We start from the raw sequence: 26,909 nt of genomic DNA on the forward strand, positions 1-26,909 counted from the left end.
CTTCACCCGGCTCCTCGTCGTTGAAGAGGCAGACAAACGCGACGAGGCTCGCTCCGCGGGCACCGCGGAGTGCAGCGAGATCGGAGAGGCAGACTTGCATTCGTTCAACGGCCTGAAGACCGCCGCGCTGATGGGACTGATGTCGGCGATCATCGTCGGCATCGGCGCCGCCTTCCAGAACACGACCATTCTGATCGTGGCGGTGTTCATCGCGATCGGCACCAACGCCTACGCCTACTTCAACAGCGCCAAGCTGTCCCTGAAGTCGATGCACGCGCAGCCGGTCACCGAGGTGCAGGCACCGCAGCTGTACGCGATGGTGCGGGAACTGGCGACCCGGGCCAACCAGCCTATGCCGGCGCTGTACGTCAGCCCCACCGAGTCGCCGAACGCCTTCGCGACCGGACGCAACCCGAAGAACGCGGCGGTGTGCTGCACCACCGGCATCCTCGAACTGCTCGACGACCGGGAACTGCGCGCCGTCATCGGCCACGAGCTGAGCCACGTCTACAACCGGGACATCCTGATCAGCTCCGTCGCCGGTGCGATGGCCGCGGTGATCAGCGGCCTGGCGAACTTCGCCATGTTCGCCGGCATGTTCGGCGGCAACCGAGGCGGCGGCGTCAACCCGCTGGCCATGATGCTGATCGCGATCCTGGGCCCGCTGTCGGCGACGGTGATCCAGATGTCGGTGTCCCGTGCACGGGAGTATCAGGCCGACGCCTCGGGCGCCGAGCTCACCGGCGACCCGCTGGGGCTGGCCTCGGCGCTGAACAAGATCTCCGGCGGCATCGCGATGGCGCCGCTGCCGCCGACGCCGGAACTCACCACGCAGTCGCACATGATGATCGAGAGCCCGTTCCGGGCGGGCGAGAAGATGAGCAAGCTGTTCTCCACCCACCCGCCGGTGGGCGACCGGATCGCGCGTCTGCACGAGATGGCGCGCGCCGGCGGCCAGGAGTTCTGACCGCCCGGCCCGACTCAATCGCGGACGATCTCGATCTCCGCAGCGGCCAAGGGTTCACCGCATTGATCGCAGTCCAGTCTGGGGACGAGCGCATGGTCGTGGTGCTGCCAGATCATGGCCGGGCCCTCGGGGAGGGAGTACCAGCGCTCGGCCCAATTGAGCGTCGTCGCCATCACCGGGAAGAAGGCGGTGCCCTTGTCGGTGAGACGGTATTCACGTCGGCCTTCGGCAGAGACCTCGGTGCGGAGGAGTCCGTAGTCGACGAGGACGCGCAAGCGCTCGGACAGGATGTTCGACGGGATCTTCAGGGTGGTCTCGAACTCCGAATACCGGCGGAGGCCCTGGAAGACGGCCCCGATCACCACCGCGGCCCAGCGGTTGCCGAACACCGCCATCGTCTCGGGAAACTCCCCGGGGCGGCGAGGACTCCGGGGGCGTCGCCGGGTGGTGGTCTCCGGTACCGAGCGCGCCCAGCCGCCGGTCGGGCCCCAGGTGGTGCGGACCTGGTGGCGGTCGGTGGGTTCGCCGCATTCGGCGCAGACCAGGACGGGTTGGAACTCGTGCCCGCAAGTCCGATGCCGCCGAGTGGGGAGGGCACCGCGCGGATGGTCGGCCCACCGGTCCTCCCAGGCCCAGATCGCCACCAGGATGGGCCAGGTGCCCCGCCCCTGCGGGGTGAGCACGTACTCGGCCCTGATCGGGTTCTGCTGATAGATCCGGCGGGTGAAGAGTCCCTCGTCGGACAAGAAGGCGAGGCGGGCGGCCAGGCTGGCGGCCGAAACCGGGAGCTGCTCCTGAAACCGGCCGAATCGGGTGGCGCCGGCATGTGCGGCGCGCAACACCTGCAGGGACCACTCGTCGCCGAGTGCTCCGAGGCCGCGAGCGATCGCGTTGGGACCGGTCGCCGTCGGCGTCGCACCCTGCTCGGTGGATGGTTGCACAGCGCTCAGCCTAGCCAGCTTCCGGTGGAATCGGCGCCGTCGGGCCGTTCGACGAGAATCGCGCTGCCCAGGCCGGCGGCCCCGCTGACCGCACCGACACCCCAGCGGCCGTCGCGGCGCTGCAGCTCTTCGACGCAGCCGCCGACCATGATGGCTCCGGTCGCCCCGAAAGCGTGCCCCATGGCCATGGTGCCGCCGTTCGGATTCATCCGGTCGTCGCCCGCGGCCGAATCGATGCCCATGTCCCGCTCGAAGCGCAGGCACAACGCGGCGAAGGCCTCGGCGAACTCGAAGCAGGCCACCTCGGCCGGCGTCACTCCGCTCCGGTCGAGGACCGCCTGCACGGCGTCTTGACCGGCGGTCAGCATCCGCACCGGGTGGCCGGCGGTGGACGAGGCCGCGGCGATCCGCGCGCGGGGACGCAGACCGGCCCGCCGGCCGGCCTCCCAGGTGCCGACGACCAGTAGGGCGGCTCCGTCGGCCATCGCGGGGGCGGTACCCACGGTGTGGAGATGCTCGATGGCGCCCAGCTCGGGGAAGGAACGCAGCGCGAGGGCATCCTGCCCGTCGGCACCGAGGCCGGCGAACGCCGGAGCCAGCGCGGCCAGTGTCGCCGGGCTGGTGGTGGGCCGCACCAGTTCGTCGGTGCCCAGCGGTTCGCCGTCACCCCGCGGGACCGGCACCACTTCCGCGGCGAAACGGCCGGCCGCCCACGCCTCCGCGGCGCGGTGCTGGGAGCGCGCGCCGTAGGCGTCGAGTTGCTCGCGGCTGAAGCCCTCGAGTGCGGCGTTCAGGTCGGCGGCCACTCCCATGTGAATCGATCCGATGCCCTCCACAACGGCCGGGTCGGTCCAGAGTGGTCCGCGGTCGGAGAAGATCGGGACCCGGGACACGCTCTCCACCCCGCCGGCCACCACCAGGTCGGCGTCCCCGGCCTTGACGCGGGCGGCGGCGACGGCGACCGCGTCGATGCCGGAGGCGCAGAAGCGGTTGACCATCAGACCAGGGACCCGCTCGCCCCAGCCGGCCAGCAGCGCCGCGATCCGCGCCGGGTTGCTCCCCTGTTCGTCGAGCTGGGACGCACACCCTAGAACGACGTCGTCCACCTCGGTGACGGGTAGTCCGCGTGCGCGCAGGTCGGTCATCAAATGCACCACCAGGTCGATCGCGGTGTGCGAGTGCAGACCGCCGGCGGCCGAGGCCTTGCCGCGCGGCGTGCGGACGTAATCGAAGATCCAGGCTTCAGGGGTGGGGGACGTGCTCATCGATGCTCCCGGAGTCGCCGGACACCGTCCGGAGTAATTGACAGAGTAACTTCATTAGTTATAGTGACACACATCATCAAACAACCGATGTCCGCGGATCGCAAGGAGCACGAGACGACATGACCTCCATCTGGATGTTGGGCGGCTATCAGACCGACTTCGCACGAAACTGGTTCCGGGAGGGGCACGACTTCGCCGACCTGACCGCCGAAGCGCTCGAGCAGACGTGTGCGGCCGCCGGCGTCGCTCCGGAGACCGTGGAAGTGATCCATGTCGGCAACGCCTTCGGTGAACTCTTCGCCGGGCAGGGGCACCTCGGCGCCATGCCGGCGACGGTGAGTCCGGAACTCTGGGGCACGCCGGCCACGCGCCACGAAGCCGCCTGTGCGTCGGGCGGCACCGCGCTGCTGGCGGCCATGGCCGACCTGCGGGCCGGACACTATGACGTCGCCCTGGTTCTGGGCGTCGAACTGGAGAAGACGGTGCCCGGCGATCGGGCCGCGCAGCATCTCGGCGCGGCCGCCTGGGTCGGGCACGAGGGTGAGCAGGCGAAGTTCATGTGGCCGTTCATGTTCGCCGAGTTGGCCGACGAGTACGACCGCCGCTACGGCATCGACGACGCCCATCTGCGCCGGATCGGCGAGATCAACTTCTCGAACGCGCGGACCAACCCGAACGCCCAGACCCGCGCGTGGACAGATCTGGAGTTCACCGACGACGATGCCCGAAACCCGCTGGTCGAAGGGCGGCTGCGGCGACTGGACTGCAGTCAGATCACCGACGGCGCCGCCGGCGTGATCCTGGTCAGCGACCGCTACCGGCAGACGCACCCGCAGGCCGAGCCGTGGGCGGAGATCACCGGCTGGGGGCACGCGACGGCGGGCCTGTCGCTGGAGAGCAAACTCGGCCGCCGCGACGACTCACCGTATGTGCTGCCCCATCTGCGTAAGACGATCACCGACGCGATGGGGCGGGCGCACGTGCACCTCGACCAGCTCGACGGAGTGGAGATCCACGACTGCTTCACGATGAGCGAGTACCTGACCATCGACCATCTCGGCCTCACCGTCCCGGGACGGTCGTGGGAGGCGATCGAGAACGGCGACATCGAGCGCGGCGGCCGACTGCCCGTCAATCCCAGCGGCGGACTGCTCGGCGGCGGGCATCCCGTCGGCGCCAGTGGGGTCCGGATGCTCCTCGACGCGGCGTCCCAGGTATCAGGTCGGGCCGGCGACATGCAGGTCGACGGGGCGCAGACCTTCGGCACGGTGAACTTCGGCGGCAGCACCGCCACTTGCGTGGCCCTGATCTGCGCCGCTGCGAACGAATGACGACCAACCACCGCGCGGCTCGGCCGCGACACACGAACTGCCTCGACAAGCCGGCGAGACGATTGGAGAAACGATGGTGACCAGCGTAGACGTGGTGGAACGGATGCTGTCCACCCTGCCCGCGGACGACGACCACCCCTACCGCAGCGGGGCCTGGCGTCCCCAGCAGGCGGAGTGGAACGCCGACGATCTGGAAGTGGTGGAGGGGCGGATCCCCGACGACCTGGACGGCGTCTACCTCCGCAACACGGAGAATCCGCTGCACCTGCCCATCCACCAGTATCACCCGTTCGACGGGGACGGCATGGTGCACATGGTCGGTTTCCGGGACGGCAAGGCCTTCTACCGCAACCGTTTCGTCCGCACCGACGGCCTGGCGGCCGAGCAGGAGGCCGGACGTTCGTTGTGGGCCGGGATCGCCGAATCGCCGGCGGTCTCCGACCGCGGCGACGGGGTGGGGGCGCGCGGGTTCCTCAAGGATTCGTCGAGCACCGATGTCACGATCTTTCGCGGTGAAGCGCTGACCAGCTACTACCAGTGCGGCGATCTGTACCGGATGGACCCGATGACCGGGCAGGCTCTCGGCCGCGCCGACTTCAACGGAGGTTTCCCCGCCGAACTCGGCGTCTCCGCACACCCGAAGAACGACGACCGAACCGGGGAACTGCTGTTCTTCAACTACGGCAAGCAGGCGCCGTACCTGCACTACGGCGTGGTGGACGCGAACAACGACGTGGCGCACTACGTGCCGGTGGAACTGCCGGGTCCGCGGCTGCCGCACGACATGGCGTACACCGAGAACTACGTGATCTTCAACGACTTCCCCCTCTTCTGGGACGCAGATCTACTGCGTAGCGGCCACCACGTTCCGCGAATGCACGATCTGCCCTCCCGCTTCGGAATCCTGCCGCGTCGCGGCGACCCGTCGCAGGTGCGCTGGTTCGAGGCGGACCCGACCTACGTCCTGCACTTCGTCAACGCCTTCGAGGACGGCGACGAGATCGTGCTCGACGGCTTCTTCCAGCACGAGCCGGAGCCCGGCTTGGTCGAGGAGGGCAACGTGCCGAAGGCACTGCGCCCGTTCCGCTACCTGGCGCTGAACCGGATGAAGACCCGCTTGCACCGGTGGCGCTTCGATCTGGCGACCGGGGCGGTCCGGGAGGAATCGCTCACCGACACGATCAGCGAGTTCGGGATGATGAACGCCGACTACCTCACCACCGACTACCGCTACGCCTACGCCGCGACCGGAAAACCGGACTGGTTCCTCTTCGACGGCATCGTGCGCCACGACCTGCGCACCGGCGCCGAAGAGCACTACCGCCTGGACGACGGCGTCTTCGCGAGCGAGTCGAGCGTGGCTCCCAAGCTCGGTGCCACCGGTGAGGAGGACGCGTACCTGATCACCATCACCACCGATCTCAACGAGGATGCGTCGTACGGAGTCGTCTTCGACGCGGCGCGCCTCGCCGACGGGCCGGTCTGCCGGGTCCGCCTGCCCGAGCGGGTCTCCTCCGGTACGCACTCGACGTGGGCTCCCGGGGCGGAGATCCGCCGGTGGCGGACCGCGGAACGTGCGGGCGATGCGGTGGAGGTCGGCCGATGACCGATCTGCGCGGGCTCTTGCGCCTGCCGGTCATGGCCGCACCGATGTTCCTGGTCTCCGGACCCGAGCTGGTGATCGCCGCCGCACGGTCGGGCATCATCGGCGCGTTCCCCACGCAGAACTGCCGCACCGCGGACGAACTCGATGCGTGGCTGTCGACTATCAGCGCGGCCCTCGGCGACGGCGACCAGAGCCTGCCGTGGGCGGTCAATCTGGTCACCCACCGCACCAACGTCCGTCTGGCCGACGACCTGGCACTGGTGGCGAAGTATCGGCCGCCGGTGGTGGTCACCGCGCTCGGCTCGCCGAAGCCGGCCCTGGAGACGGTGCACTCCTACGGCGGTGTCGTCATCGCCGACGTGGCCGACCTCACGATGGCGCGCAAGGCCGCGGTGGCCGGGGCCGACGGTCTCGCCTGCATTTCGGCGGGCGCGGGCGGGCACACCGGCGCGCTGTCGCCGTTCGCCTTCACCGCCGCCGTACGGGAGTTCTTCGACGGGCTGCTCGTCATCGGCGGCGGTATCTCCGATGGATACGGCGTGGCCGGAGCCATCGCGGCGGGTGCGGACCTGGTCTACATGGGTACGTCGTTCCTCGCCTCAGAGGAGAGCCGGGCCGTGGCGGACTACAAGCAGATGGTGGTCGATTCCGGGATCGACGACCTCATCGTCAGTGCCGGGATCACCGGCACCCCGGCGTCGTGGCTGCGCCCCAGTCTCCTCGCCCACGGCATCGATCTCGACACCCTCGACGTCCCGCAGGAACGGGACTACCGGGCCGGCGGCGACGCGGTGCGCCGCTGGAAGGACCTGTGGGCGGCGGGCCAGGGGCTCGGGGCGGTCACCGACATCCGCCGCGTGGCCGACATCGTCGACACCCTGGCCGAGCAGTACCAGCAGGCCGCGCACCGTCTCACCACCTCTCGCTCCCTGGAAGGAACCACCCATGCTTGATTTCGCCACCGGCCTGTACCCGCCCGAAAAGATCGCGCGCTTCCGCGCGATGGGCGCCTGGACCGACGAGACGGTCGACCAGATCTTCCGCGATCGGGTGGCCGAGCGTCCCGACGCGGACGCCCTGGTCGATCCGGCCAACAACGAAGCCCTGGTCGGCACGCCTCCGCGGCGATTGACCTGGCGCCGGCTCGACGACGAGGTGACCGCGCTCGCCGCCCGCCTGCTGGAGGCGGGGGTCGGCACCGGTGACGTCATCGGGGTCCAACTGCCCAACGGGGTGGAGTTGGTGGAGGTCTATCTGGCGGCCTGGCGGATCGGCGCCGTCGTCTCGCCGCTGGCGATGCAGTATCGCGAGCACGAGATCGTCGGCATGGGTGCTGCCGCCGGATTCTCGGCGCTGGTCACGGTGCCGGAGTTCGCCGGTCGCGCCGTCGCCGCCGAGACCGCCGCATTCGCGGGGAGGCTGCCCGCACTCCGGACACTGTTGACACTCACTGCCGAACCCGTCGCCGAGCCGACCGACGGCGTGGCGTCGCTGGTGTCGGCCCCGGCCACCGATGCCGACCGCCGGGCGGTCGCCGCACACGGCTACGTCGCCGACCCGAACCATCCGATGACGATCTGCTGGACCTCGGGCACCGAGAGTGCCCCCAAGGGCGTTCCCCGTGCGCACTACGACTGGCTCTCGTTCGCGTGGGCCGGCGTCGACGCGCCCCGCCTGACGGCCGACGACGTCCTCCTCAACCCGTTTCCGATGATCAACATGGCGGCCTTCGTCGGCAAACTGCTGCCGTGGCTGCGGACGGGCGCGCTGCTGGTGCAGCACCATCCGTTCGACGCGCCCACCTTCTTCGGGCAGATCGCGACCGAACGCGTCACCTACACCGTCGCGCCGCCGGCCTTGTTGTTGATGCTGTTGCGCAACGAGGAGTTGCGCAGCCGGATCGACCTGTCGAGTCTGACGCGGGTCGGCTCCGGTTCGGCGCCGCTGCAGCCGGTCACCGTCCGCGGCTGGCAGGAGGAGATGGGGATCGCCGTCATCAACTTCTTCGGATCCAACGAGGGCATCGGCCTCCTGTCGAGCCCGGAGGACTTCCCGGACCCGGCCGATCGTGCGATGTACTTCCCCCGCTACGGCGCCGCCGGGGTGCAGTGGGCTTCGCGGGTGAGCGAGTGGATCAGCATCAAGCTGATCGACCAGGAGACCGGGGACGAGATCACCGAGCCGGGCAAGCCGGGGGAGCTGTACATCGACGGGCCGATGGTGTTCGCCGGATACCTCAACGGCGACGAGTCGGCGAGCCCGTTCGATGCGGGCGGGTACCTGCGGAGCGGGGAGGTCTTCGAGATCGCCGGCGACCGGGATCAGTTCCTGCGCTATGTCGATCGTGCCAAGGACCTGATCGTCCGCGGCGGCATGAACATCGCGCCGGCCGAGGTCGAGGCGATACTCAGCGATCATCCCGCGGTGGCCGAGGTCGCCGTGATCGGACGGCCCTGCGAGGTGATGGGGGAGCGCGTGCACGTGGCGGCTGCGTTGCGCCCGGACACCGCGCTGACCCTCGACGAGGCCGTGGCGTTCCTGCGCGAGCGGCAGATCGCGTCCTACAAGCTTCCGGAGAGCCTGGAGATCCTGCCGGAGTTGCCGCGCAACCCGGTCGGCAAGCTCCTCAAGCGCGACCTGCGCAGTGCGCTGGCGGAAACGGGGTAGTGCGTCAGCGCCAGTGGTAGTCGACGAACGCTAGCGGTAGTTGACGAACTGCAGCGCGATCCCGAAGTCCTCGCCCTTGAGCAGAGAGATCACGGCCTGGAGGTCGTCGCGCTTCTTGGACGAGACCCGCAGCTCGTCGCCCTGAATCTGCGCTTTGACGCCCTTGGGGCCGTCGTCGCGGATCTTCTTGGCGATCTTCTTGGCGTGCTCGGAGTCGATGCCCTGCACGATCTCGCCGGTGATCTTGAAGGTCTTGCCCGAGGACTCCGGTTCGCCGGCGTCGAAGGCCTTGAGGGAGATGTCGCGCCGGATCAGCTTCTCCTTGAACACCTCCAGGGCGGCCAGGGCGCGCTCCTCGGTGTCGGAGGTGAGGACGATCTTCTCCTCGCCCGACCAGTCGATGCGCGTGTTGGTGCCGCGGAAGTCGTAGCGCTGCGACAGTTCCTTGCCGGCCTGATTGAGGGCGTTGTCGACCTCCTGGCGGTCGACCTTGCTCACCACGTCAAACGAAGAATCAGCCATGCGTCCACCCTAGGGCATCGACGAGTGCGTTCGATGTGCGGCGCTGACCAGCCGGTTTGGCCCCCGCCGGGGCCGACGTTGTATCCTTTCACCCGTTGCCTTCACGGCGACACGGCAGATTGCCCGAGCGGCCAAAGGGAGCGGATTGTAAATCCGTCGCGCAAGCTACGTAGGTTCGAATCCTACATCTGCCACAGCGAGAGAGCAGTTCCGGAAAACCGGTGACGACCAGCCGTTTTGGTCAACCGGATAGCGGATGTGTAATCTCGTGAAGGCTTCTCGGCCACACCCGCGGGTGCGGACCGGGAGACGCCCCCTTAGCTCAGTCGGCAGAGCGTTTCCATGGTAAGGAAAAGGTCGACGGTTCGATTCCGTCAGGGGGCTCGCTGGTGCGGGCGGTCTGTGAAGGACCGTGTGTGCTGACAGGGCGGTGTAGCTCAGCTGGTTAGAGCGCACGACTCATAATCGTGAGGTCGGGGGATCGAGTCCCCCCACCGCTACACAATTCGGCTGCTCCCGCGAGCCCGCCCGAAAACCGGGCCCGACGCGGCCGAAGACACAGCAAGACGCGAAAGAAGGCAAGGACATGGCTTCCTCAACCGACGTGCGGCCGAAGATCACCCTGGCCTGCGAGGTGTGCAAGCACCGCAACTACATCACCAAGAAGAACCGCCGCAACGATCCCGATCGTCTCGAGCTGAAGAAGTTCTGCCCGAACTGCGGCAAGCACGAGGCGCACAAGGAATCGCGCTAAGCGTTCCGCGCACTCCGGCGCCTGCGACGGCGCCGGTACTCCGCTTTCGATCGAGCGGGCCGTCTCCCTGTGAGATGGCCCGCTCGATTTGTATCCGTAGCGGGGTGAGAGGAAAATTTGGCAGGTTGTAATGCCAGATCGCCGGAGCGTGTTTCAGCCCCGCCTGCAGATGTGCGGCCGCCCGGCGATGGAGGGAGACACGATGACTGAGCTGCACGACACCATGGCCCCGCCGAGCGTCCCCGAACCTCGCGAGCTCACCCCCGAGCAGATCGCCGAGCACACCGCCTCGGTGGTGGGCTACCACTACACCGTCGACGACTACTACGAGGTCGGCCGCGAAGAGGTCCGCAAGCACGCTCTGGCGGTCCAGGACGCCCACCCGACGCACTGGAACGAGGCGGGCGCCGCCGAGTACGGGCACGACACCCTCGTCGCGCATCCGACCTTCGTGTCGGTGCTCGGTATCGTCGCCCAGCGCAAGCTGTTCGACGAGGTCGTCACCGGCTACGACCTGTGGCAGATCATGCAGACCGACCAGCGGCTGGTCTACCACCAGCCCATGAAGGTTGGCGACCAACTGACCTGCGACGTCTCCCTCGACTCCTTCCGGCACATCACCAGCCCGGAGAGCATCGACCTGATGGTGAGCAAGAACATCATCTGGAACCAGCGCGGTGAGCCGGTGATGACCACGTGGACGTCCCTCGCCGCCCGCCCCGGGCTCAAGGTCTCCGAGGAACTCGAGTCCTCCCTCGACCACGTGATGATGAAGATCGACAAGATCGGCGACCAGGGCAAGACCGTCGTCGGTGACGAGAAACGCGATGAGCGGCCCGATCCCACCGAGCGGCCCGAGGCCTACGGGGCGATCGACTTCGACAGCCTCGCCAAGGGGCAGGAACTGCCGCCCAAGACCTTCCTGCTGACCCGCGGCAACCTCACCAACTACGCCGGCGTGGCCGCGGACCCGAATCCGATCCACTTCTCCGATCACGTGGTGCGTGCCTCCGGCATGGACGACGTCGTCGCCCACGGCATGCAGACCATGGGCCTGGGTGCCACCTACGTCTCCGAGTTCATCGGCGACCCGGCGGCCTTCTGCGAGTACAACGTGCGCTTCACCAGCCCGGTGTACGTCCCCGCCGACGACAGCGCCGCCGTCGATTTCACCGGCAAGGTCAAGTCGCTGGACCCGGAGACCCGCCGCGGCACCATCGCGCTGACCGCCCGACAGGGGGGCCGCAAGATCTTCGGGCGTGCCAACGTCGTCGTGCAGTTCAACTGACCGCGCGGCCCCGCCGGCGAGGCCCGCACCACCGGTTTGGGCTGCCGCCTCGGGTGCTCTACACTGTGACAGTCGAGGGTTTACCTAGACTTGCGCGCTGCCCATAGGGTGGCGCGTTGGTGTTGTTAGGCTCGGACAGGTATCGGCCGGCCGGCCGGTGCAAAGGGGCGTAGCTCAACTGGCAGAGCAGCGGTCTCCAAAACCGCAGGTTGCAGGTTCAAGTCCTGTCGCCCCTGCACCCGACGTCCCGGAACGCCACGCGGACCGGGACCGTCCCCCGCCGGGGGGCGAGGCAGACGAAGGGATCGGTGAACAGGTGGCCAAGCGCGATCGCAAGGCTCCGAAGGACGACGCGGAGCCGATCGGCGACGACGCCGACACCGGTATCGACGTGGACGTCATCGAAGCCGATGAGATGAAGCCGACGGGCAAGCGCCGCGCGCGGGAGCGCCGGACGCCGACCGGGGAGACCCTGCCGGGCAAGACCGGCGTGGTCGACGTCACGGCCGAAGAGGGCGAAGGCTCCGACAGCCGGAACCCGTTCGTCCGTGTGTGGACCTTCCTGCGGCAGGTCGTCACCGAGCTGAAGAAGGTCATCTGGCCTACTCGCCGGGAGATGGTCGTCTACAGCATCGGCGTGCTGATCTTCGTGGCACTGGTCACCGCGATCATCGCGGGCCTGGACATCGGATTCGCGAAGCTGATGCTGTCGGTGTTCGGCTGACGGAACGACGATGGGCGCGAGCCCGTCGTCATACATGCACTATTGGGCAATGAAGGAGCGTGGGCGCGATGAGCACCCCGGAGAATGAGATCGAATCGCCGGAGACCGGCGACGCGACGGTGGAGGCCTCGGCCGAGACCGGCGCCGCTGACCCGGCGCTGATCGATGCAGACGCTCCCGACGCCGCTAACGCCGAAGAGGGCGCCGAGGTCGAGGGTGCTGGGGTCGAGGCCGTCGAGGTCGAGGTCGAAGAAGAGGACCCGATCGAGGCGAAGAAGCGCGAACTGCGTCGCCAGCCCGGCGACTGGTACGTGATCCACTCCTACGCCGGTTACGAGAACAAGGTGAAGGCCAACCTCGAGACCCGCGTGCAGAACCTCGACGTGGGCGACTACATCTTCGAGGTGGTCGTGCCGTCCGAAGAGGTCACCGAGATCAAGAACGGCCAGCCCAAGAAGGTCAACCGCAAGGTGCTGCCGGGTTACATCCTGGTGCGCATGGAGCTCAACGACGAGTCGTGGGGCGCCGTCCGCAACACCCCGGGCGTGACCGGCTTCGTCGGCAACAACGGCCCCACCTCGCTGTCGATCAAGGAAGTGCTGCAGTTCCTGCTGCCGCGCGCCGACGTCCGCAAGGCGGCAGCCGCCAAGGCCGCCGCCGCGGTCGGCGAGAGCGTGGAGGCCGCTGCGGCCGCCGCCTCGAACCTGGTCGAGGTCGACTTCGAGATCGGCGAATCGGTCACCGTCATGGACGGCCCGTTCGCGACCCTCCCGGCGTCGATCAGCGAGGTCAACACCGAGCAGCGCAAGGTCAAGGTGCTGGTGTCGATCTTCGGTCGCGAGACCCCGGTCGAGCTCGGCTTCAACCAGGTGGAGAAGCTCTAGCTTCCCCCGCCGGCGGCCGTTCCGGTCGCCGGGGACAACAGACTTCCGCGTATCCAGCGTGCGCGGATGAGTGAAGAAAAAGGACAAGAGAGATGCCTCCCAAGAAGAAGAAGATCGCCGGGATCATCAAGCTCCAGATCCAGGCGGGCCAGGCCAACCCGGCGCCGCCCGTGGGTCCGGCGCTCGGTCAGCACGGCGTGAACATCATGGAGTTCTGCAAGGCGTACAACGCGGCGACCGAGTCGCAGCGCGGCAATGTCATCCCGGTCGAGATCTTCGTGTACGAAGACCGCTCGTTCGACTTCAAGCTGAAGACTCCGCCGGCAGCCAAGCTGCTCCTGAAGGCCGCAGGCCTGCAGAAGGGCTCGGGCGAGCCGCACATCAACAAGGTCGGCAAGGTCACCATGGACCAGGTCAAGGAAATCGCCAAGACCAAGGCCGAGGACCTGAACGCCAACGACATCGACGCAGCCGCGAAGATCGTCGCCGGTACCGCCCGTTCGATGGGAATCACCGTCGAGGGCTGAGCGATCCCGCTCAACTGTCGACCGGCAGATTTCCGGTGAGGGTGTAACCCCTCGACAAACCCCCGTGGGAGGGCCGCGCTCGGCCCACTAACCACTCACTCCCGATCTGCACTCAGATCGCGACGAAGGAACAGAGCACATGAGCAAGAAGAGCAAGGCCTACCGGGCCGCCGCCGAGAAGATCGACCGCGACGCGCTGTACAGCCCGCTGGAGGCTGTCACCCTCGCGAAGGAGACCGGCTCGAAGAACACCGATTCGACCGTCGAGGTGGCCGTCCGCCTGGGCGTCGACCCCCGCAAGGCCGACCAGATGGTCCGCGGCACCGTCAACCTGCCCAACGGCACCGGTAAGACCGCCCGCGTCATCGTCTTCGCGGCCGGCGACAAGGCCAACGAGGCCCTCGCCGCCGGAGCCGACGAGGTCGGCGCCGAGGACCTGATCGAGAAGATCCAGGGCGGCTGGCTCGACTTCGACGCCGCCATCGCCACCCCGGATCAGATGGCCAAGGTCGGTCGTATCGCGCGTGTCCTCGGACCGCGCGGTCTGATGCCGAACCCGAAGACGGGCACCGTCACCAATGATGTGACCAAGGCCGTCAACGACATCAAGGGCGGCAAGATCAGCTTCCGCGTCGACAAGGCCGCCAACCTGCATTTCGTGATCGGCAAGGCTTCGTTCACCGTCGATCAGCTCGCCGAGAACTACGGCGCCGCGTACGACGAGATCATGCGTGCCAAGCCGTCGGCTGCCAAGGGCCGTTACGTCAAGAAGGTCACCGTCTCGACCAACACGGGCCCGGGCATCCCGGTCGACCCGTCGGTCACGCGCAACTTCACCGAGGCTGCGCAGGCCTGATCGCCACAGCAATCACGACGAGGGGCACCGCCGGAAGGCGGTGCCCCTCGTCGTCTGCGGTTGATCGAGCGGTTCTGCGGTTGATCGAGCGGTTCTGCGGCTGATCGAGCGGTTCGGCGGCTGATCGAGCGCCGTCGAGATCACCCGACCGCCCGAAGAGCGGCTCCCTGACGGTCGCGGGCGGAGAATCTCCCTTTCATCGGCTTCCGACGCCGATCTTCGTGCCGTGCGCGGATGCATCGGCGGGCGCGGGGCGCGGCCAGAGGGTGTAGCCGACGGCCCAGAGCAGGTCCAGGACGAAGACGATCCCGACGACGGACCGGGTGGCCTCCAGGGCCTGCGTCGGCCCGGTCGCGACGGCGGTGAGCAGCCAGATCACACCGCCGCCGATCACGGCCGCGAGGCCGGTGCGGGCCACGTCGGCCCAGCAGGCGACCGTGTACCGGGAGCCGTACAGCTTCACCGGTGCGGGGCCGCCGGCGAAGCGATGCGCGAAGCGGACGTCGGCCCAGGCGATCAGCCGGTGGCCGTAGGCGAGCGAGAACCCGAGATAGATCGCGGCGAGCCCGTGCGCGAAGTCGGCCGCGGCGCCGCGATGGAGGTCGACGCCCGCGGCGATCAGCAGAACCAGGTCGATCGCCGGCGTGAGCGCCAGCAGCGCCAGGCCGAGACGCCGGCGGTGCAATAGATAGCGGGTGGCGAGGCCGGCGACGATGACGACCCAGAAGGCGATCTCGCAGGCGAGGATCAGGGAGACCATGACGGCTCCTTTTGATAGTACGGGTGTGCCAATAAGGAAACTAGCACGGCTGTGCTAGTTTGGCGATGTGCCGAGAAGAATCGACGTCGATCAGCGGCGGGAGGAACTGGCCGCCGCGGTGTGGAATGTGGTCCGCGAACGCGGCGTCGGAGCCCTCTCGGTCCGGACGGTGGCCGCGGAGGCGGGACTGGCCGTGGGGTCCTTGCGACACGTCTTCCCGACGCGCAGTGAGTTGGTCGTCTTCTCCGCGGAGCTGATGATCCGCCGGGCCACCGCGCGGATCGACGCGGTGCCCCGGACCGGCGACCTGGAGCGCGATGCGCTGGCACTGGTGTCGCAGGTGCTGCCGCTCGCGCCGGACAGCCGGGCAGAGCTCGAGGTGAACCTCGCACTGATCGCCGAGGCACCGGCGGTGCCCGAGCTGATCCCGGTCCGCGACCGGGCCACGCGGGAACTCGCCGACTTCTGCCGGTCGATCGCGGCAGTGCTGCTGGCCGAGTCGGCCGGTCGGGGCGGGCCCGAGATCGACGCCGACCGGGCCGGGCGACGATTGCACGCCCTCGTCGACGGGCTATCCCTGCACCTGCTCGCCGATCCGGCGGGCGCGGATCCGGAGTGGGCGCTGGAGATTCTCCGCGACGAGCTCGCCGGACTCAGCGCGCGGTCTTGAGCACCTTGATCGCGAAGCGGGAGGCGACGGTGGAGATCCCCTCGATGGTCATCACGCGTTCGGTGAGGAACTCCTCGTAGGCGCTCTGATCGCTCACCCGGACACGGGCGAAGTAGTCCGGGGAACCGAACATCCGGCGCAGCTCCACCACCTCGTCGTAATCGATCATGGTCGACTCGAAGCACTGCACGCTCGTCTTGTCGAACCGGGTGAGACTCACTTCCAGGAGCACCTCGAACCCGCGTCCGACCGCCGCCGGATCCACCATCGCGCGGTAGCCCCGGATCACGCCCTCGGCCTCGAGCCGCTGGACGCGGCGCAGGCAGGGACCGGGCGTCAGGTGGACTCTGTCGGCGAGGGCCACATTCGACAGCCGCCCGTCCAGCTCCAGCTCGGCGATTATTGCGCGGTCAATGGCATCGAGCTTCATAGATTGCACAATACTGTGGCTGAGCAGGTGATCTCGGCAATCGCGGCGCTGATCGGTTGTGGGATCCTCTTGTCGTGACACCCGTGACCGATTCCGAGCAGATCGCCGAGCGCACCACCCGCTCGGAGATCCTCACCGGGCTGCGCCTGTCGCTTCCGGCCGGACTCGGCATGTTCCCTCTCGGTGTCGCCTTCGGAGTCCTGGTGATCCAGCACGGGCTGCCCTGGTGGGTGGCGCCAGCGCTGTCGTTCCTGGCCTACGCCGGCTCGCTGGAACTGCTGCTGGTCGGCATGCTCGTCGCCGTCACCCCGATCGCCACCATCGCGCTCACCACCTTCCTGGTGAACTTCCGGCATGTCTTCTACGCCTTCTCGTTCCCGCTGCGGACCGTGCGCGGCAAGGTGGCCCGGCTCTACTCGATGTACGCCCTGACCGACGAGTCCTTCGCGGTGACCGCGGCGGCCCCGGGCTCCTGGACGCAGCCGCGGCTGCTGGCGACGCAAGTGGCCTTCCAGGTCTATTGGGTGGGCGGCGGCCTGGCCGGGGTCGCGCTGGGAACGCTGCTGCCCGGTCCGATCGCCGGACTGGAGTTCGCGCTCTGCGCCCTGTTCGTCACCTTGACGCTGGACGCCTGCCGCTCGCGCGCCCAGGTGCCGGCACTGGTGCTGGCCGGGGTTGCCTTTCTGCTCGCACTGGTGCTGACGCCGGGCGCGGTGCTGTTCACCGCGCTGCTGGTGTTCGTCGCGCTGCTCGTCGTGCGGTACGCCCTGAGCCGGGGGACCGGACGGAACCGGGAGAGCACCGATGCCTGACCCGGGGTACCTGCTGGCCGTGCTGGCGACCGTCTTCGTCATCACCTTCGCGCTGCGCGCGCTGCCGTTCGCGGTGCTGCGCCCGCTGCGGCAGTCGCGCTTCGTCGTCACCATGGCGACCTGGCTGCCCGCCGGCATCCTCGCGATCCTGGCCGCCGCCACCTGGCAGTCCACCGTCGCGGCCGACGGGCAGACGGTGGCCGCGCTGATCGCGGTCGTGGTGACCGCGGCGGTCCACCTGACCTGCGGCCGCCGCACGCTGCTGAGCGTCGGACTGGGCACCCTGACATACATCGGATTGCTCAGCGTGCTCTGACCAGGAAGGCTACCGTCAGGGGCATGGAATCTGCGGGACGCAAACTCAGCATCATCGGCGCCGGCGCGGTCGGTACCTCCATCGCCTATGCGGCGCTCATCCGCGGGGTCGCGCGGACCGTGGCGCTGGTGGACGTCAACGCCGACAAGGTGGCGGCCGAAGTCCTCGATCTGTCCCACGGCCTGGAGTTCGTGCCGCGCGCCAAGGTGATCGGTTCGCCGGACCCGGCGGTGTGCGCCGACTCGGACGTGGTGATCTTCACCGCCGGCGCCAAGCAGAAACCCGGACAGACCCGACTGGAACTGGCCGAGGCCACCATCGACCTGACCCGCCGGGCGCTGCCGCCCATCGTCGAAGCGGCGCCGAACGCCCGCTACGTGATGGTGACCAACCCGGTCGACGTGATCACCTACGCCGCCCTCAAGTTCACCGGTCTGCCGCGCTCGCAGCTGTTCGGCTCGGGAACGGTGCTGGACTCCTCGCGGCTGCGGTTCCTGCTCTCCGAGCACTGCCGCGTCGCGGTGCAGAACGTGCACGCCTACATCGCCGGTGAGCACGGCGACTCGGAGATCCCGCTGTGGTCGTCGGCCACCATCGGCGGCGTACCGCTGCTGGACTGGGAGCCGACCACGGGCGGGGAGTTGCTCGACGCCGCCGCGCGCGACGCCATCCGCGCCGAGGTGGTCGGCTCGGCCTACCGGATCATCCAGGGCAAGGGAGCCACCAACTACGCGATCGGCCTGGCCTCGGCCCGCATCGCCGAGGCGGTCCTGGACGACGAGCACCGCGTGCTCCCGGTGTCGTCGCTGATCGAGGACGACTTCCACGGCATCAGTGATGTCTGCCTGTCGCTGCCCACGGTGGTCGACGCCGACGGCGCCGGCGCGCGGCTGCCCATCGCGCTCTCGACCGACGAACTGTCCGGCCTGCGCAGCTCCGCGCAGACGCTCAAGGACATGCAGAACAAGTTCGGCCTGTAGCCCCGCGCGGGTTGTGGACGGGGCGCGACGGCGCTGTGGATCGGCGTGCGCCGATCCCGTGCGCCGTCGCTACCGTGGTGGCATGCGCGACGACAAGCTTCTGACCCGGATCGCCGGCCTGCTGCGGCAGGCCGAGGGCACCGACAACCAGCACGAGGCCGAGGCCTTCCTGGCCGCCGCGCAGCGGCTGGCGACGGCCTCGTCGATCGATCTGGCGGTCGCGCGCGATCACGACCCGGCCCTGCGCAGCCGGTCCACGCCGATCACCCGCCAGGTGATGATCGGCACCGCCGGCAAACGCGGACTGCGCACCTACGTCCAGCTGTTCGTGCAGATCGGCCGCGCCAACGACCTCACCTGCGATGTGGCCTCGAACTCCACCTACGTGATGGCCTACGGTTTCTCCTCCGACCTGGACACGGTGGAGGCGCTGTACGCCTCCCTGGTGGTGCAGATGGTCTCGGCCAGCGACGCCTACCTCAAGTCCGGCGCCTACAAGTCCGAGACCGCCGAGCAGGTGGTGACCCGCGACATCGGGCCGTGGCGCCGACGGGTGGTGGAGACCAAGCCGCTCTCGCCGATCACTGCGCGCCTGAACTTCCAGTCGGCATTCGCCGAGCGGATCGGCGCCCGCCTGCTGGTCGCGCGAGATGAACAGCGCGACAACGCGATCCGCGACGAGCAGGCTGGAAGCGACCCGGCGGCCGGAACCGGGCCGGGGGAGCGGGAATCGTCGTCGACGGCGATCGCCCTGCGGAACAAAGAACTCGAGGTGTCCGACTACTATGCCCAGGAGTCGACGGCGCGCGGGACCTGGCGGCCCAGTCGGGCCACGGCCGGCTACTCGTCGGCGGCGCGGCGGGCAGGCGACCGCGCGGGACGCCGTGCCAAGATCGGTTCCGATCGCGAGTTCGGCTCTCCCCGAGGAGCTTTGGAGTCGTGACCCGCGACGGCAAGCGGTCGAAGTTCTACCAGACCGAGCGGCTGATCTTCCGGTTGATGGAGCGGCCCGGCGGCGGGGCGCACACCGTCGAGCTGGCCGGGACAACGATCACCGTGCCGGCCGAGGCCAAGTTCGGTTCGGTGGACTCGGTGCAGCGCTACGTCGATCAGGTCCTCGGTGCCGAAGCGGTCGCCCGGGCCTTCGATCGGGCCGCGGTGCCGATCTCGGTACGCGATCGCAAGTCCGCTCAGGCCGCACACTACACCGCCGCCACCGCCGAGATCGCGGTCCCGGCCAGCAGCGAGAACCGTTGGGCCATGCGCGAACTGGTGATCCTGCACGAGGTCGCCCATCACCTGGACTCGTCCGGCGGGCCGTCGCACGGTCCGGGGTTCGCGCAGACCCTGATCACGCTCGTCGGGCTGGTGCTGGGGCCGGAGACCGCGCTGGTCTACCGTGTGCTGCTCGGTGAGGCGGGGCTGACCTGAGTCACTCCACCGCCGACAGGGAAGCCATCGGGTGCAGCTGCGAGGTGGTGGGCACCGGATCCACGCCCAGCTCGCCGTCGGCCAGGAAGGTGAGGTAGCTGGGCTTGTTCGGATCCAGGACCAGCTGCTGACGGCGGCCGCGGGCCTTGATCAGGTCCGGCACGATCGTCAGATAGCGGGGCAGGCTCGCGGCGTAGACGTCCACGCGCAGCCGGTGGCCGGGCTTCAGGACCGCGTCGGTGGCGACCAGGTCGACGTCGATGCGCACCGGCTCGTCGGCGGGCACCGGCAGCCGGCGCTCGCGGGAGAGGAAGTGCACCGCGTCGATCAGGGTGCCGCCCTCGGCGTAGGTGGAGCGATCGGTGTCCAGCGCGCGGTTGGAGGCGGTCAGGGCACCGTTGGTCAGCACCGTGGAGGTGCCGTCCGGGGCCACGTCGTTCACGGTGACCGCCCAGATGCCCTCGTGTGCGGTGGTGGAGACGTTCAGCCGCAGATTCATCGGCCCGGACAGTTGCGTCGGTGCGGTGACCGGGTCGCTGGTGAACGACAGCGCGCCCTGCTCCTGGTAGGCGGCTTCGTGACTGAACTTGCGGCCGAAGGCGATCGGCAGGCCGGCGAACACCTGCGCGGCATCCCGGGAGACCATGCCGCGCAGATCGGGCTGCGTCCGCAGCGAGCGGCGGCGCGAGGCGACGGTGGTGCGCAGGCGGCCGTCGTGGCGGGTGTGCGGTGCGGTGCCCGACGGCTCCTCGGCCAGGAACAGGCGCTGCGCCCGCACCTCGGGCCGCGGGAAGTCCGGGCCGCACGACCAGTCGCCGCCCTGCTGCTGCAGGGTCACCGGACCGTAGTCGTCGATGCCGTTGTTGATGCCCTTGAGCCAGCGGTCGAACCAGGCACGCTCGAGGACGTCGAGCTGCGGCGGCTGGTGCTCGCGGCCGTGGTCGCAGCCCGGATCCAGGTGGTAGCCGTCGGCGACGAGCATCTGCTTCCGGCCGGGCTCCATGTCCAGCTGCTGGTAGACGCGGGTGGCGCTGCGGCCGAAGAGGTCGTGCCAACCGCCGACGGTGAAGGTGGCGGCCTCGATGTTCTCGATCTTCGGGGTGCGCTCGGTGAAGTACGGGTGATCGAAGATGCGGTGATCGCGCGCGGTGAGGAAGCCCCACAGCAGCGACGGCAGCTCGGTGGCCGGGCTCTTGATCCGGTCGCGGAACCAGCGGTACTGGTCGCCGCGCAGGCTGTCGGCCAGCACGGTCGCCGGGTTCGGCAGCCACTTGACCGCGTTCACCATGGCCATCCAGATCGGGATGAACGCCGAGGGCATGCCGCCGGTGATGTACATGTCGCGCACCACGTCGGCGCTGCCCTCGACGGCGAAGACGGCCTTGAGGGCGGCCGGGCGCAGGGCGGCGGCCTGCAGGGCGTTGATCGCCGAGTAGCTCCAGCCGGCCATGCCGACGGCGCCGTCGCACCAGGACTGCTCGGCGATCCATTCGATCGTCTCCACCGAGTCCTGCTGCTCACGGGCGCTGAGGATCTCCCACTTGCCGTGCGAGGCGCCGGTGCCGCGCACGTCCACCAGCACCTGCACGTAGCCGGACTGCACCAGGTTGCGGTTGACGCCGAAGACGTCGAACAGGCCGCGATCGAAGGTGCGGGTCAGGCGGGAGACGCCGGCCAGCGGACCGGTCTCGTGCGTCATGGTGCTCGAGGCGGCCTTGACGGCCTTCCCGATCACCGGTCCGTGCAGCACGTGGTCGAAGCCGTCGAGCAGGGCGCGGTTGTACGGGTTCACGTTCAGGATGGCCGGGAACGGCGCCGTGGACGGCTGGCCGAGACGGTTGGCGGGGCGGACCACGGTGGCGCGCAGCCGCACGCCGTCGCTCATGGTGATCGTGACGTCGCGGCTGATGTGCACGCGCGGGTACGGCTTGCGCCCGTTGGTCGCCTGGTACCAGGCGGCGCCTTGGTGACCGCCGTCGGCGTCCCGGTAGGCACCGGGGGCTCCTGCGAAGGCTCCGCGCTGCGCGGAGCCCTGGCCGTCGAGATCGAGTGGCACGCTCACGTGTCTTCCGTCCCTTCTCGCCGCAGCTGCGGCGACTACCCCCGGAATCGATCGGCGGGCCCTGTGATCTGCCCCACTGATCCTTACCACCAATTAAGCATGAACACGTTCCACATTGTCATTCGGGGGTCACCGAACCGGTGTGCTCGGGTGACCTGAGCGTTACCGATGCGGCCGCGGTCATCAGCATGGCACCGGCGATCTGCACCGACAGATCGCGTTCGGGGGTCGACGACGAGCGCACGGCGCCGCCGACGAAGGCGGCCCCCGCCCCGTCCGCGCCGGGCACCGTGGCCTGCGTGGACCAGTCGGGGCCGAAGACGGGCAGGCCGTCGTGCTGGGCGCGGTGCGCCCAGGCGCTGTCGGCGCTGGTGCGCACCAGGGCGCCGGCGCGGGCGCGCAGGCCGTCGGCACCGGGGGTGCCGCGCGGCAGATCGGTCGCGATCAGCGCCAGATAGCGCGCCAGGATGCCGCTGAACAGGCCGCCGTCGCCGCCGCCGTGCCCGGTCAGGACGCCGTCGACCGCGCACCTCTCCTCGACGGCGCCGAGCAGCCGGGTGAGGCGTTCCAGGTGACGCGGCGCACGGGTGAGGCGGTAGCACTCCAGCAACAGGCCCAGGGTGACGCCCTGGCAGTACGCGTAGACGGTGTCCACGTCGCGGCGGCCGCCGTCGGACTCCACCCAGAAGCCGTCGGCGATCAGTCCGCTCGGCAGCAGCAGGGTCCGATCGATCCAGTCCGCCGTCTGCACCGCCCGCTCGACGTGGCCGCGCCGGGCCAGGAAGATCCCGGCCGGGCCGTTGGCCGGGACGTTGAAGAAGTGGTCGGTGGTGCGCCACGGGATGCCGCCGCCCAGGTCGGGTGTCCAGGCGTCGCTCAGCACCCGGGTGAACGTGCGCAGCCCGCCGCGGTGCCGGCTGCGGGGCAGATGGCGATCGGCCCGTTCGAGCGCCAGCGCCAGCCAGGCCATGTCGTCGTAGTACTCGTTGGTCCACCGTCCGATGTTGCGGATACGGATGCCGCGCACCAGGGCCGTCGCTTCGCGGGCCGCCCGGGGGTCGCCCAGGACCGCGGCGTCGACCAGCACGTCCACCAGATGCGCCTGCCACCAGTAGTTCCAGGACGCCTTCAGGCGTGCGGCCGAACCGAACCGGCCCACCGGCGGCCAGGAGCTGACGCCGATCCGAGTGCCGGGCACCACGTGGCCCAGGCGTCGCAGATGGCGTTCGGCGAGCGCATCGACGGCGGCCGCCGCCCGCTGCAGGGCCGCGTCCGGGGAGGCGGGGGGTTGGGGGGACGATTCGACAGCGCCGGTCATGCCCGCTAGCCTAGAGCGCGGTTCACCGCACGTTGTGCCGGTGCATCGAGTTCAACCAGAGACCGTCGGTCGTCGGGAGTGATCCCGATCGAAGGCCCGAGAACATCTCGGCGGCCCACGCAGGATGAACGAGGAGACTTCGCCCGCGGTTCGCCGCGGTGAGAAAATCGCCCCGTGCCTCCTGCACGGGGCGTTCGTGTTCTTCCGGCCGGATGATCGCCGCACCGGCGCGCGCCGGCGGATCTGGGTCGCGACACCCGCGAGGGTGTCAGGAGAAGACACGAGAGGAGGCGAAGTATGGCAAAGCCGGAAAAGGTCGAAGCAGTCGCTGAGATCGTCGAGCACTTCAAGGGTTCCAGCGCCGCGGTCATCACGGAATACCGTGGTCTGTCCGTGCCGCAGATCAGTGAGCTCCGTCGCTCGCTCGGCGACGGTGCCATTTACTCCGTCGCCAAGAACACCCTCGTCAAGCGTGCTGCCGCTGAGGCAGGCGTGGAGGGGCTCGACGAGCTGTTCGTGGGTCCGACCGCCATCGCCTTCATCGAGGGTGAGCCGGTCGTGGCCGCCAAGGCGATCAAGACGTTCGCCAAGGACAACAAGGCTCTGGTCATCAAGGGCGGTTACATGGACGGCCGCGCGCTGTCCATCGCCGAAGTTGAGGCCATCGCCGACCTGGAGACCCGTGAGGTCCTCCTGGCCAAGCTCGCCGGTGCCATGAAGGGCAACTTGGCAAAGGCCGCCGGGCTGTTCAACCAGCCCGCCTCGCAGGTCGCGCGTCTCGCCGCGGCTCTGCAGGAGAAGAAGGAGGGCGAGGCCGCTTAGGTCTCGCCGGTCGCGCACTCGCGCGACCGCATCTCCACCGCGTCCGGGCGACCGGCCGCACCACCGACCCGGCCTGCACCGCAGGCCTCCCGTACAGGGACTTATAGGAAGGACGCCATCATGGCGAAGCTCACCGCTGACGAGCTCATCGAGCAGTTCAAGGAACTGACCCTGCTGGAGCTCAGCGATTTCGTGAAGAAGTTCGAAGAGGTCTTCGAGGTCACCGCGGCCGCTCCGGTCGCCGTCGCCGCTGCCGGTGCCCCGGCTGCCGGTGGCGCCGAGGCCGCTGCCGAGCAGGACGAGTTCGACGTCGTGCTCGACTCGGCCGGCGACAAGAAGATCCAGGTCATCAAGGTCGTCCGCGAGGTCGTCTCGGGCCTGGGCCTGAAGGAGGCCAAGGACCTCGTCGAGAGCGCCCCCAAGGCTCTCCTGGAGAAGGTCAGCAAGGAAGACGCCGAGGCTGCCAAGGCCAAGCTCGAAGAGGCCGGCGCCGCCATCTCGCTCAAGTGAGATGAGTCGCCGCTCGCGGCGACATCGCACCGATCAGGTGTCCGCACGAGGCCCGCAGGGATGTTTCCCTGCGGGCCTCGTCGCTGTCCGGGGGGCTCCGCCGAGGGAGGGAGCCCGGAAAGTGTGCAGGTGAGACGTGCGCAACTCGGCGGACGACAGATGGAGGCCGGTCTCACTTTGGTACATGCCGATTCTTTGGGTATTCTCAGCGCACCGAGAGGTTACCGCTTGGTAAGTTCGGCTCCCGTCGTGATCGTGGGCCCCGTTTCAGTCGGGGTAGGGGACATCGCTTCATTGCGTTAGAGTGACCCCAGCCACTAATGGCGGCACCGAGTGGAGTCAGACTCCACTGGTGGTCGGGAAACCTGAGCGACTGCTTCTCGGTGCTAAGGAAACGTCTGGAGGGACGCTGTGGGAGTTGAGGTCGCTGTCGAGGGCTTGACCAAGTCGTTCGGCTCGCAGAACATCTGGCGCGATGTATCGCTCACGCTGCCGGCCGGTGAGGTCAACGCGCTTCTGGGCCCGTCGGGTACCGGTAAGTCGGTCTTTCTGAAGACCCTGATCGGTCTGCTCCATCCGGAGCAGGGCTCGGTGGTGATCGACGGCACCGACATCACCCAGTGCTCGGCCAAGGAACTCTACGAGATCCGCAAGCTGTTCGGCGTCCTGTTCCAGGACGGCGCCCTCTTCGGTTCGATGACCCTCTACGACAACATCGCCTTCCCGCTTCGTGAGCACACGAAGAAGAAGGAAGACGAGATCCGCCGCATCGTCATGGACAAGGTGGAGCTGGTCGGTCTGGCCGGCGCCGAGGACAAGCTCCCCGGCGAGATCTCCGGCGGTATGCGCAAGCGCGCCGGGCTGGCCCGTGCCCTGGTCCTCGACCCCGAGATCATCCTGTGCGACGAGCCGGACTCCGGTCTGGACCCGGTGCGCACCGCCTACATCTCGCAGCTGCTGATCGACATCAACGCCGAGATCGACGCCACGATCCTGATCGTGACGCACAACATCAACATCGCCCGGACCATCCCGGACAACATCGGCATGCTGTTCCGCAAGGAGCTGGTGATGTACGGCCCGCGCGAGGTGCTCCTGACCTCGGAGCAGCCCGTCGTCAAGCAGTTCCTGTCCGGCGACCGATTCGGTCCGATCGGCATGTCCGAGGAGAAGGACGAGGCCGTCGCCGCGGCCGAGGCCGCCATGCAGGCCGCCGGTATCTCCGGCGGTGGCACCAAGGACGACTTCAGCGAGATCATTCCGCAGGTGCAGCCGAACCCGGACATGCCGGTCCGCCGGGCGGCGATCCGTCACCGGCAGAACGTCCTGAACATCATCAACAGCCTCCCCGCGAACGCGCAGGCCGCCATCCGCGCCTCGATGGCCGAAGAGGACCGCGTCGCCGCGGAGTCGCCGGACACCTCGGCCACCCTGGTCGCGATGTCGAACCACGACTTCAACTATCCCGAAGGCGTGATCCACACGCCCGGCCTGCACACCGACGTCATCGGCACCGAGGCGGGGACCACCACGGTGATCGAACGGCCCACCGAGACCATCACCACGGACTACGAGGCCGCGACCCAGAATTTCGCCGTCGACGATCGCACCGAAGAGATCGCTGTCGTGCGCGAAGACGGGCAGGAGAGCACTAGAGAATGACGAGTGCCACCCAGCGTGGCGTCGCGAGGATCCAGAAGGCCGGCGACGGGGCACTGTCCCAGACCGGCAACATCGTTCAGCTCTTCGTCGACGTTGCACGCCAGCTGTTCGTGCGTCCATTTCAGTGGCGCGAGTTCATCCAGCAGGCCTGGTTCATCGCCAGCGTCACGATTCTGCCGACCGCGCTCATCGCGATCCCGTTCGGCGCGATCGTCTCGCTGCAGACCGGCTCGCTGATCAAACAGCTGGGTGCGGAGTCGTTCACCGGTGCGGCCAGCGTGCTGGTCGTGGTGCAGCAGGGATCGCCACTGGTCACTTCGCTGCTCGTGGCCGGTGCCGCCGGATCGGCGGTCGCCGCCGACCTGGGGTCGCGGACCATCCGTGAAGAGATCGACGCGATGGAAGTCCTCGGCATCAACCCCGTGCAGCGCCTGGTGGTGCCGCGCGTGCTGGCCATGGTGCTGGTCGCCATGCTGCTCAACGGCCTGGTCGCCGTCGTCGGTATCGCCGGCGGCTACTTCTTCAACGTGATCGTGCAGGGTGGTACACCCGGCGCCTACCTCGCCTCGTTCGGCGCGCTCGCGCAGCTCCCGGACCTGTACATCTCCACGTTCAAGGCGGCGATCTTCGGCATCATCGCCGGCGTCATCGCGGCCTACAAGGGACTCAACCCGAAGGGCGGTCCGAAGGGCGTCGGCGAAGCGGTGAACCAGTCCGTCGTCGTGACCTTCCTGCTGCTGTTCTTCGCCAACCTGATCATCACTGCGGTGTTCCTGCAGATCGTCCCGCCGAAGGTAGGTTAGT

General features: G+C 68.6%; 28 protein-coding genes and 4 tRNA genes. 25 read left to right on the top strand and 7 right to left on the bottom strand.

Going from position 1 to position 26,909, the window contains the following annotated elements:
- The first annotated feature begins 94 nt into the window (after window positions 1-94).
- On the top strand, window positions 95-967 hold the full coding sequence (htpX, locus tag ABD732_RS03330) for a zinc metalloprotease HtpX (RefSeq protein WP_344780589.1): 873 nt from the start codon (window positions 95-97) through the stop codon (window positions 965-967).
- A gap of 14 nt (window positions 968-981) precedes the next feature.
- On the opposite strand, the gene ABD732_RS03335 is transcribed toward htpX, so the two are convergent.
- Window positions 982-1,908: a winged helix-turn-helix transcriptional regulator gene (locus tag ABD732_RS03335; protein ID WP_344780591.1), complete on the bottom strand. Its 927-nt coding sequence runs from the start codon at window positions 1,906-1,908 to the stop codon at window positions 982-984.
- Between the two features lie 5 nt (window positions 1,909-1,913).
- Window positions 1,914-3,173, bottom strand: coding sequence for an acetyl-CoA C-acyltransferase (locus ABD732_RS03340; protein ID WP_344780593.1), 1,260 nt, complete (start codon window positions 3,171-3,173; stop codon window positions 1,914-1,916).
- 119 nt (window positions 3,174-3,292) lie between these two features.
- Here ABD732_RS03340 and ABD732_RS03345 point away from each other — a divergent pair, with 119 nt between their 5' ends.
- From ABD732_RS03345 to ABD732_RS03360, 4 genes are all read left to right on the top strand, one after another.
- Window positions 3,293-4,504, top strand: a complete 1,212-nt coding sequence (locus ABD732_RS03345) for an acetyl-CoA acetyltransferase (protein ID WP_344780595.1) — start codon at window positions 3,293-3,295, stop codon at window positions 4,502-4,504.
- Between the two features lie 73 nt (window positions 4,505-4,577).
- On the top strand, window positions 4,578-6,110 hold the full coding sequence (locus ABD732_RS03350) for a carotenoid oxygenase family protein (protein ID WP_344780597.1): 1,533 nt from the start codon (window positions 4,578-4,580) through the stop codon (window positions 6,108-6,110).
- Window positions 6,107-7,063: an NAD(P)H-dependent flavin oxidoreductase gene (locus tag ABD732_RS03355; protein ID WP_344780599.1), complete on the top strand. Its 957-nt coding sequence runs from the start codon at window positions 6,107-6,109 to the stop codon at window positions 7,061-7,063. Before ABD732_RS03350 ends, ABD732_RS03355 begins: the two co-directional genes overlap by 4 nt.
- Entirely contained in the window at window positions 7,056-8,777 is a 1,722-nt protein-coding gene (locus tag ABD732_RS03360) for a class I adenylate-forming enzyme family protein (RefSeq protein ID WP_344780601.1), read from the top strand. The genes ABD732_RS03355 and ABD732_RS03360 overlap by 8 nt, the downstream gene beginning before the upstream one ends.
- A 30-nt stretch (window positions 8,778-8,807) precedes the next feature.
- Here the strand turns inward: ABD732_RS03360 and ABD732_RS03365 are convergent, their stop codons facing one another.
- Complete coding sequence (locus tag ABD732_RS03365; protein WP_344780603.1) at window positions 8,808-9,299, bottom strand: YajQ family cyclic di-GMP-binding protein; 492 nt, start codon at window positions 9,297-9,299, stop codon at window positions 8,808-8,810.
- Between the two features lie 113 nt (window positions 9,300-9,412).
- On the opposite strand from ABD732_RS03365, the gene ABD732_RS03370 reads away from it, so the two are divergent.
- The 10 genes from ABD732_RS03370 to rplA all read left to right on the top strand — a co-directional run bounded on the left by ABD732_RS03370 (window position 9,413) and on the right by rplA (window position 14,332).
- A tRNA-Tyr gene (locus ABD732_RS03370) sits at window positions 9,413-9,493 on the top strand.
- Between the two features lie 117 nt (window positions 9,494-9,610).
- Window positions 9,611-9,683, top strand: a tRNA-Thr gene (locus tag ABD732_RS03375).
- Between the two features lie 42 nt (window positions 9,684-9,725).
- Window positions 9,726-9,799: transfer RNA gene (locus tag ABD732_RS03380), tRNA-Met, on the top strand.
- Window positions 9,800-9,885: 86 nt separating this feature from the next.
- On the top strand, window positions 9,886-10,053 hold the full coding sequence (rpmG, locus tag ABD732_RS03385) for a 50S ribosomal protein L33 (protein WP_008377524.1): 168 nt from the start codon (window positions 9,886-9,888) through the stop codon (window positions 10,051-10,053).
- Between the two features lie 202 nt (window positions 10,054-10,255).
- Window positions 10,256-11,341 carry a fused (3R)-hydroxyacyl-ACP dehydratase subunits HadA/HadB gene (locus ABD732_RS03390; protein ID WP_344780606.1) on the top strand — a complete coding sequence of 362 codons (1,086 nt, stop codon included), beginning with the start codon at window positions 10,256-10,258 and terminating at the stop codon, window positions 11,339-11,341.
- Window positions 11,342-11,504: 163 nt separating this feature from the next.
- Window positions 11,505-11,577, top strand: a tRNA-Trp gene (locus tag ABD732_RS03395).
- Between the two features lie 80 nt (window positions 11,578-11,657).
- Complete coding sequence (secE, locus tag ABD732_RS03400; protein WP_344780608.1) at window positions 11,658-12,065, top strand: preprotein translocase subunit SecE; 408 nt, start codon at window positions 11,658-11,660, stop codon at window positions 12,063-12,065.
- Between the two features lie 68 nt (window positions 12,066-12,133).
- Window positions 12,134-12,949 carry a transcription termination/antitermination protein NusG gene (gene nusG / locus ABD732_RS03405; protein ID WP_344780610.1) on the top strand — a complete coding sequence of 272 codons (816 nt, stop codon included), beginning with the start codon at window positions 12,134-12,136 and terminating at the stop codon, window positions 12,947-12,949.
- A gap of 92 nt (window positions 12,950-13,041) precedes the next feature.
- Window positions 13,042-13,476: a 50S ribosomal protein L11 gene (gene rplK, locus ABD732_RS03410; protein ID WP_344780612.1), complete on the top strand. Its 435-nt coding sequence runs from the start codon at window positions 13,042-13,044 to the stop codon at window positions 13,474-13,476.
- 139 nt (window positions 13,477-13,615) lie between these two features.
- Window positions 13,616-14,332, top strand: coding sequence for a 50S ribosomal protein L1 (gene rplA / locus ABD732_RS03415; protein ID WP_344780614.1), 717 nt, complete (start codon window positions 13,616-13,618; stop codon window positions 14,330-14,332).
- Between the two features lie 196 nt (window positions 14,333-14,528).
- On the opposite strand, the gene ABD732_RS03420 is transcribed toward rplA, so the two are convergent.
- On the bottom strand, window positions 14,529-15,092 hold the full coding sequence (locus tag ABD732_RS03420) for a hypothetical protein (RefSeq protein WP_344780616.1): 564 nt from the start codon (window positions 15,090-15,092) through the stop codon (window positions 14,529-14,531).
- Between the two features lie 67 nt (window positions 15,093-15,159).
- On the opposite strand from ABD732_RS03420, the gene ABD732_RS03425 reads away from it, so the two are divergent.
- The gene (locus tag ABD732_RS03425; RefSeq protein ID WP_344780618.1) at window positions 15,160-15,762 is read left to right on the top strand and encodes a TetR/AcrR family transcriptional regulator; all 603 of its coding nucleotides are present in this window, start codon (window positions 15,160-15,162) and stop codon (window positions 15,760-15,762) included.
- Here ABD732_RS03425 and ABD732_RS03430 read toward each other — a convergent pair.
- Window positions 15,746-16,192 carry an Lrp/AsnC family transcriptional regulator gene (locus ABD732_RS03430; RefSeq protein ID WP_344780620.1) on the bottom strand — a complete coding sequence of 149 codons (447 nt, stop codon included), beginning with the start codon at window positions 16,190-16,192 and terminating at the stop codon, window positions 15,746-15,748. The two genes, ABD732_RS03425 and ABD732_RS03430, sit on opposite strands and share 17 nt — an antisense overlap.
- Window positions 16,193-16,266: 74 nt before the next feature.
- Here ABD732_RS03430 and ABD732_RS03435 point away from each other — a divergent pair, with 74 nt between their 5' ends.
- From ABD732_RS03435 to ABD732_RS03455, 5 genes are all read left to right on the top strand, one after another.
- Window positions 16,267-17,004, top strand: a complete 738-nt coding sequence (locus ABD732_RS03435) for an AzlC family ABC transporter permease (RefSeq protein ID WP_344780622.1) — start codon at window positions 16,267-16,269, stop codon at window positions 17,002-17,004.
- Entirely contained in the window at window positions 16,997-17,320 is a 324-nt protein-coding gene (locus ABD732_RS03440) for an AzlD domain-containing protein (protein ID WP_344780624.1), read from the top strand. The genes ABD732_RS03435 and ABD732_RS03440 overlap by 8 nt, the downstream gene beginning before the upstream one ends.
- Window positions 17,321-17,343: 23 nt before the next feature.
- A complete protein-coding gene (locus tag ABD732_RS03445) occupies window positions 17,344-18,300 on the top strand; it encodes an L-lactate dehydrogenase (protein WP_344780626.1) in 957 nt (318 codons plus the stop codon).
- Window positions 18,301-18,382: 82 nt separating this feature from the next.
- Complete coding sequence (locus ABD732_RS03450; protein ID WP_344780628.1) at window positions 18,383-19,243, top strand: DUF2786 domain-containing protein; 861 nt, start codon at window positions 18,383-18,385, stop codon at window positions 19,241-19,243.
- Window positions 19,240-19,731, top strand: a complete 492-nt coding sequence (locus ABD732_RS03455; protein ID WP_344780630.1) for a TIGR04338 family metallohydrolase — start codon at window positions 19,240-19,242, stop codon at window positions 19,729-19,731. The genes ABD732_RS03450 and ABD732_RS03455 overlap by 4 nt, the downstream gene beginning before the upstream one ends.
- A gap of 1 nt (window position 19,732) precedes the next feature.
- Here the strand turns inward: ABD732_RS03455 and ABD732_RS03460 are convergent, their stop codons facing one another.
- Complete coding sequence (locus tag ABD732_RS03460) at window positions 19,733-21,793, bottom strand: CocE/NonD family hydrolase (protein ID WP_344780632.1); 2,061 nt, start codon at window positions 21,791-21,793, stop codon at window positions 19,733-19,735.
- A gap of 118 nt (window positions 21,794-21,911) precedes the next feature.
- Complete coding sequence (locus tag ABD732_RS03465) at window positions 21,912-23,111, bottom strand: glycoside hydrolase family 76 protein (protein WP_344780634.1); 1,200 nt, start codon at window positions 23,109-23,111, stop codon at window positions 21,912-21,914.
- A 297-nt stretch (window positions 23,112-23,408) separates the two neighbouring features.
- Between ABD732_RS03465 and rplJ the strand changes: the two genes are divergently transcribed.
- From rplJ to ABD732_RS03485, 4 genes are all read left to right on the top strand, one after another.
- Window positions 23,409-23,933 (top strand): 50S ribosomal protein L10, encoded by a 525-nt coding sequence (gene rplJ / locus ABD732_RS03470; protein WP_344780636.1) that lies wholly within the window; start codon window positions 23,409-23,411, stop codon window positions 23,931-23,933.
- 120 nt (window positions 23,934-24,053) lie between these two features.
- Window positions 24,054-24,443, top strand: coding sequence for a 50S ribosomal protein L7/L12 (gene rplL / locus ABD732_RS03475; protein ID WP_344780638.1), 390 nt, complete (start codon window positions 24,054-24,056; stop codon window positions 24,441-24,443).
- Between the two features lie 411 nt (window positions 24,444-24,854).
- The gene (locus ABD732_RS03480; RefSeq protein WP_344780640.1) at window positions 24,855-26,105 is read left to right on the top strand and encodes an ABC transporter ATP-binding protein; all 1,251 of its coding nucleotides are present in this window, start codon (window positions 24,855-24,857) and stop codon (window positions 26,103-26,105) included.
- Window positions 26,102-26,908 carry an MlaE family ABC transporter permease gene (locus ABD732_RS03485; protein WP_344780642.1) on the top strand — a complete coding sequence of 269 codons (807 nt, stop codon included), beginning with the start codon at window positions 26,102-26,104 and terminating at the stop codon, window positions 26,906-26,908. The genes ABD732_RS03480 and ABD732_RS03485 overlap by 4 nt, the downstream gene beginning before the upstream one ends.
- Window position 26,909 lies beyond the last annotated feature (1 nt).

Source organism: Gordonia caeni (assembly GCF_039537105.1).
In the GTDB taxonomy this organism is placed as follows: Bacteria; Actinomycetota; Actinomycetes; order Mycobacteriales; family Mycobacteriaceae; genus Gordonia; species Gordonia caeni.

Coding starts and splice junctions, on each gene's coding strand:
- ABD732_RS03340 (WP_344780593.1), bottom strand. CDS start 3,173: ATGAGCACGTCCCCCACCCCTGAAGCCTGGATCTTCGATTACGTCCGC.
- ABD732_RS03345 (WP_344780595.1), top strand. CDS start 3,293: ATGACCTCCATCTGGATGTTGGGCGGCTATCAGACCGACTTCGCACGA.
- ABD732_RS03350 (WP_344780597.1), top strand. CDS start 4,578: ATGGTGACCAGCGTAGACGTGGTGGAACGGATGCTGTCCACCCTGCCC.
- ABD732_RS03355 (WP_344780599.1), top strand. CDS start 6,107: ATGACCGATCTGCGCGGGCTCTTGCGCCTGCCGGTCATGGCCGCACCG.
- ABD732_RS03360 (WP_344780601.1), top strand. CDS start 7,056: ATGCTTGATTTCGCCACCGGCCTGTACCCGCCCGAAAAGATCGCGCGC.
- ABD732_RS03365 (WP_344780603.1), bottom strand. CDS start 9,299: ATGGCTGATTCTTCGTTTGACGTGGTGAGCAAGGTCGACCGCCAGGAG.
- rpmG (WP_008377524.1), top strand. CDS start 9,886: ATGGCTTCCTCAACCGACGTGCGGCCGAAGATCACCCTGGCCTGCGAG.
- ABD732_RS03390 (WP_344780606.1), top strand. CDS start 10,256: ATGACTGAGCTGCACGACACCATGGCCCCGCCGAGCGTCCCCGAACCT.
- nusG (WP_344780610.1), top strand. CDS start 12,134: ATGAGCACCCCGGAGAATGAGATCGAATCGCCGGAGACCGGCGACGCG.
- rplK (WP_344780612.1), top strand. CDS start 13,042: ATGCCTCCCAAGAAGAAGAAGATCGCCGGGATCATCAAGCTCCAGATC.
- rplA (WP_344780614.1), top strand. CDS start 13,616: ATGAGCAAGAAGAGCAAGGCCTACCGGGCCGCCGCCGAGAAGATCGAC.
- ABD732_RS03420 (WP_344780616.1), bottom strand. CDS start 15,092: ATGGTCTCCCTGATCCTCGCCTGCGAGATCGCCTTCTGGGTCGTCATC.
- ABD732_RS03430 (WP_344780620.1), bottom strand. CDS start 16,192: ATGAAGCTCGATGCCATTGACCGCGCAATAATCGCCGAGCTGGAGCTG.
- ABD732_RS03440 (WP_344780624.1), top strand. CDS start 16,997: ATGCCTGACCCGGGGTACCTGCTGGCCGTGCTGGCGACCGTCTTCGTC.
- ABD732_RS03445 (WP_344780626.1), top strand. CDS start 17,344: ATGGAATCTGCGGGACGCAAACTCAGCATCATCGGCGCCGGCGCGGTC.
- ABD732_RS03450 (WP_344780628.1), top strand. CDS start 18,383: ATGCGCGACGACAAGCTTCTGACCCGGATCGCCGGCCTGCTGCGGCAG.
- ABD732_RS03465 (WP_344780634.1), bottom strand. CDS start 23,111: ATGACCGGCGCTGTCGAATCGTCCCCCCAACCCCCCGCCTCCCCGGAC.
- rplJ (WP_344780636.1), top strand. CDS start 23,409: ATGGCAAAGCCGGAAAAGGTCGAAGCAGTCGCTGAGATCGTCGAGCAC.
- rplL (WP_344780638.1), top strand. CDS start 24,054: ATGGCGAAGCTCACCGCTGACGAGCTCATCGAGCAGTTCAAGGAACTG.
- ABD732_RS03485 (WP_344780642.1), top strand. CDS start 26,102: ATGACGAGTGCCACCCAGCGTGGCGTCGCGAGGATCCAGAAGGCCGGC.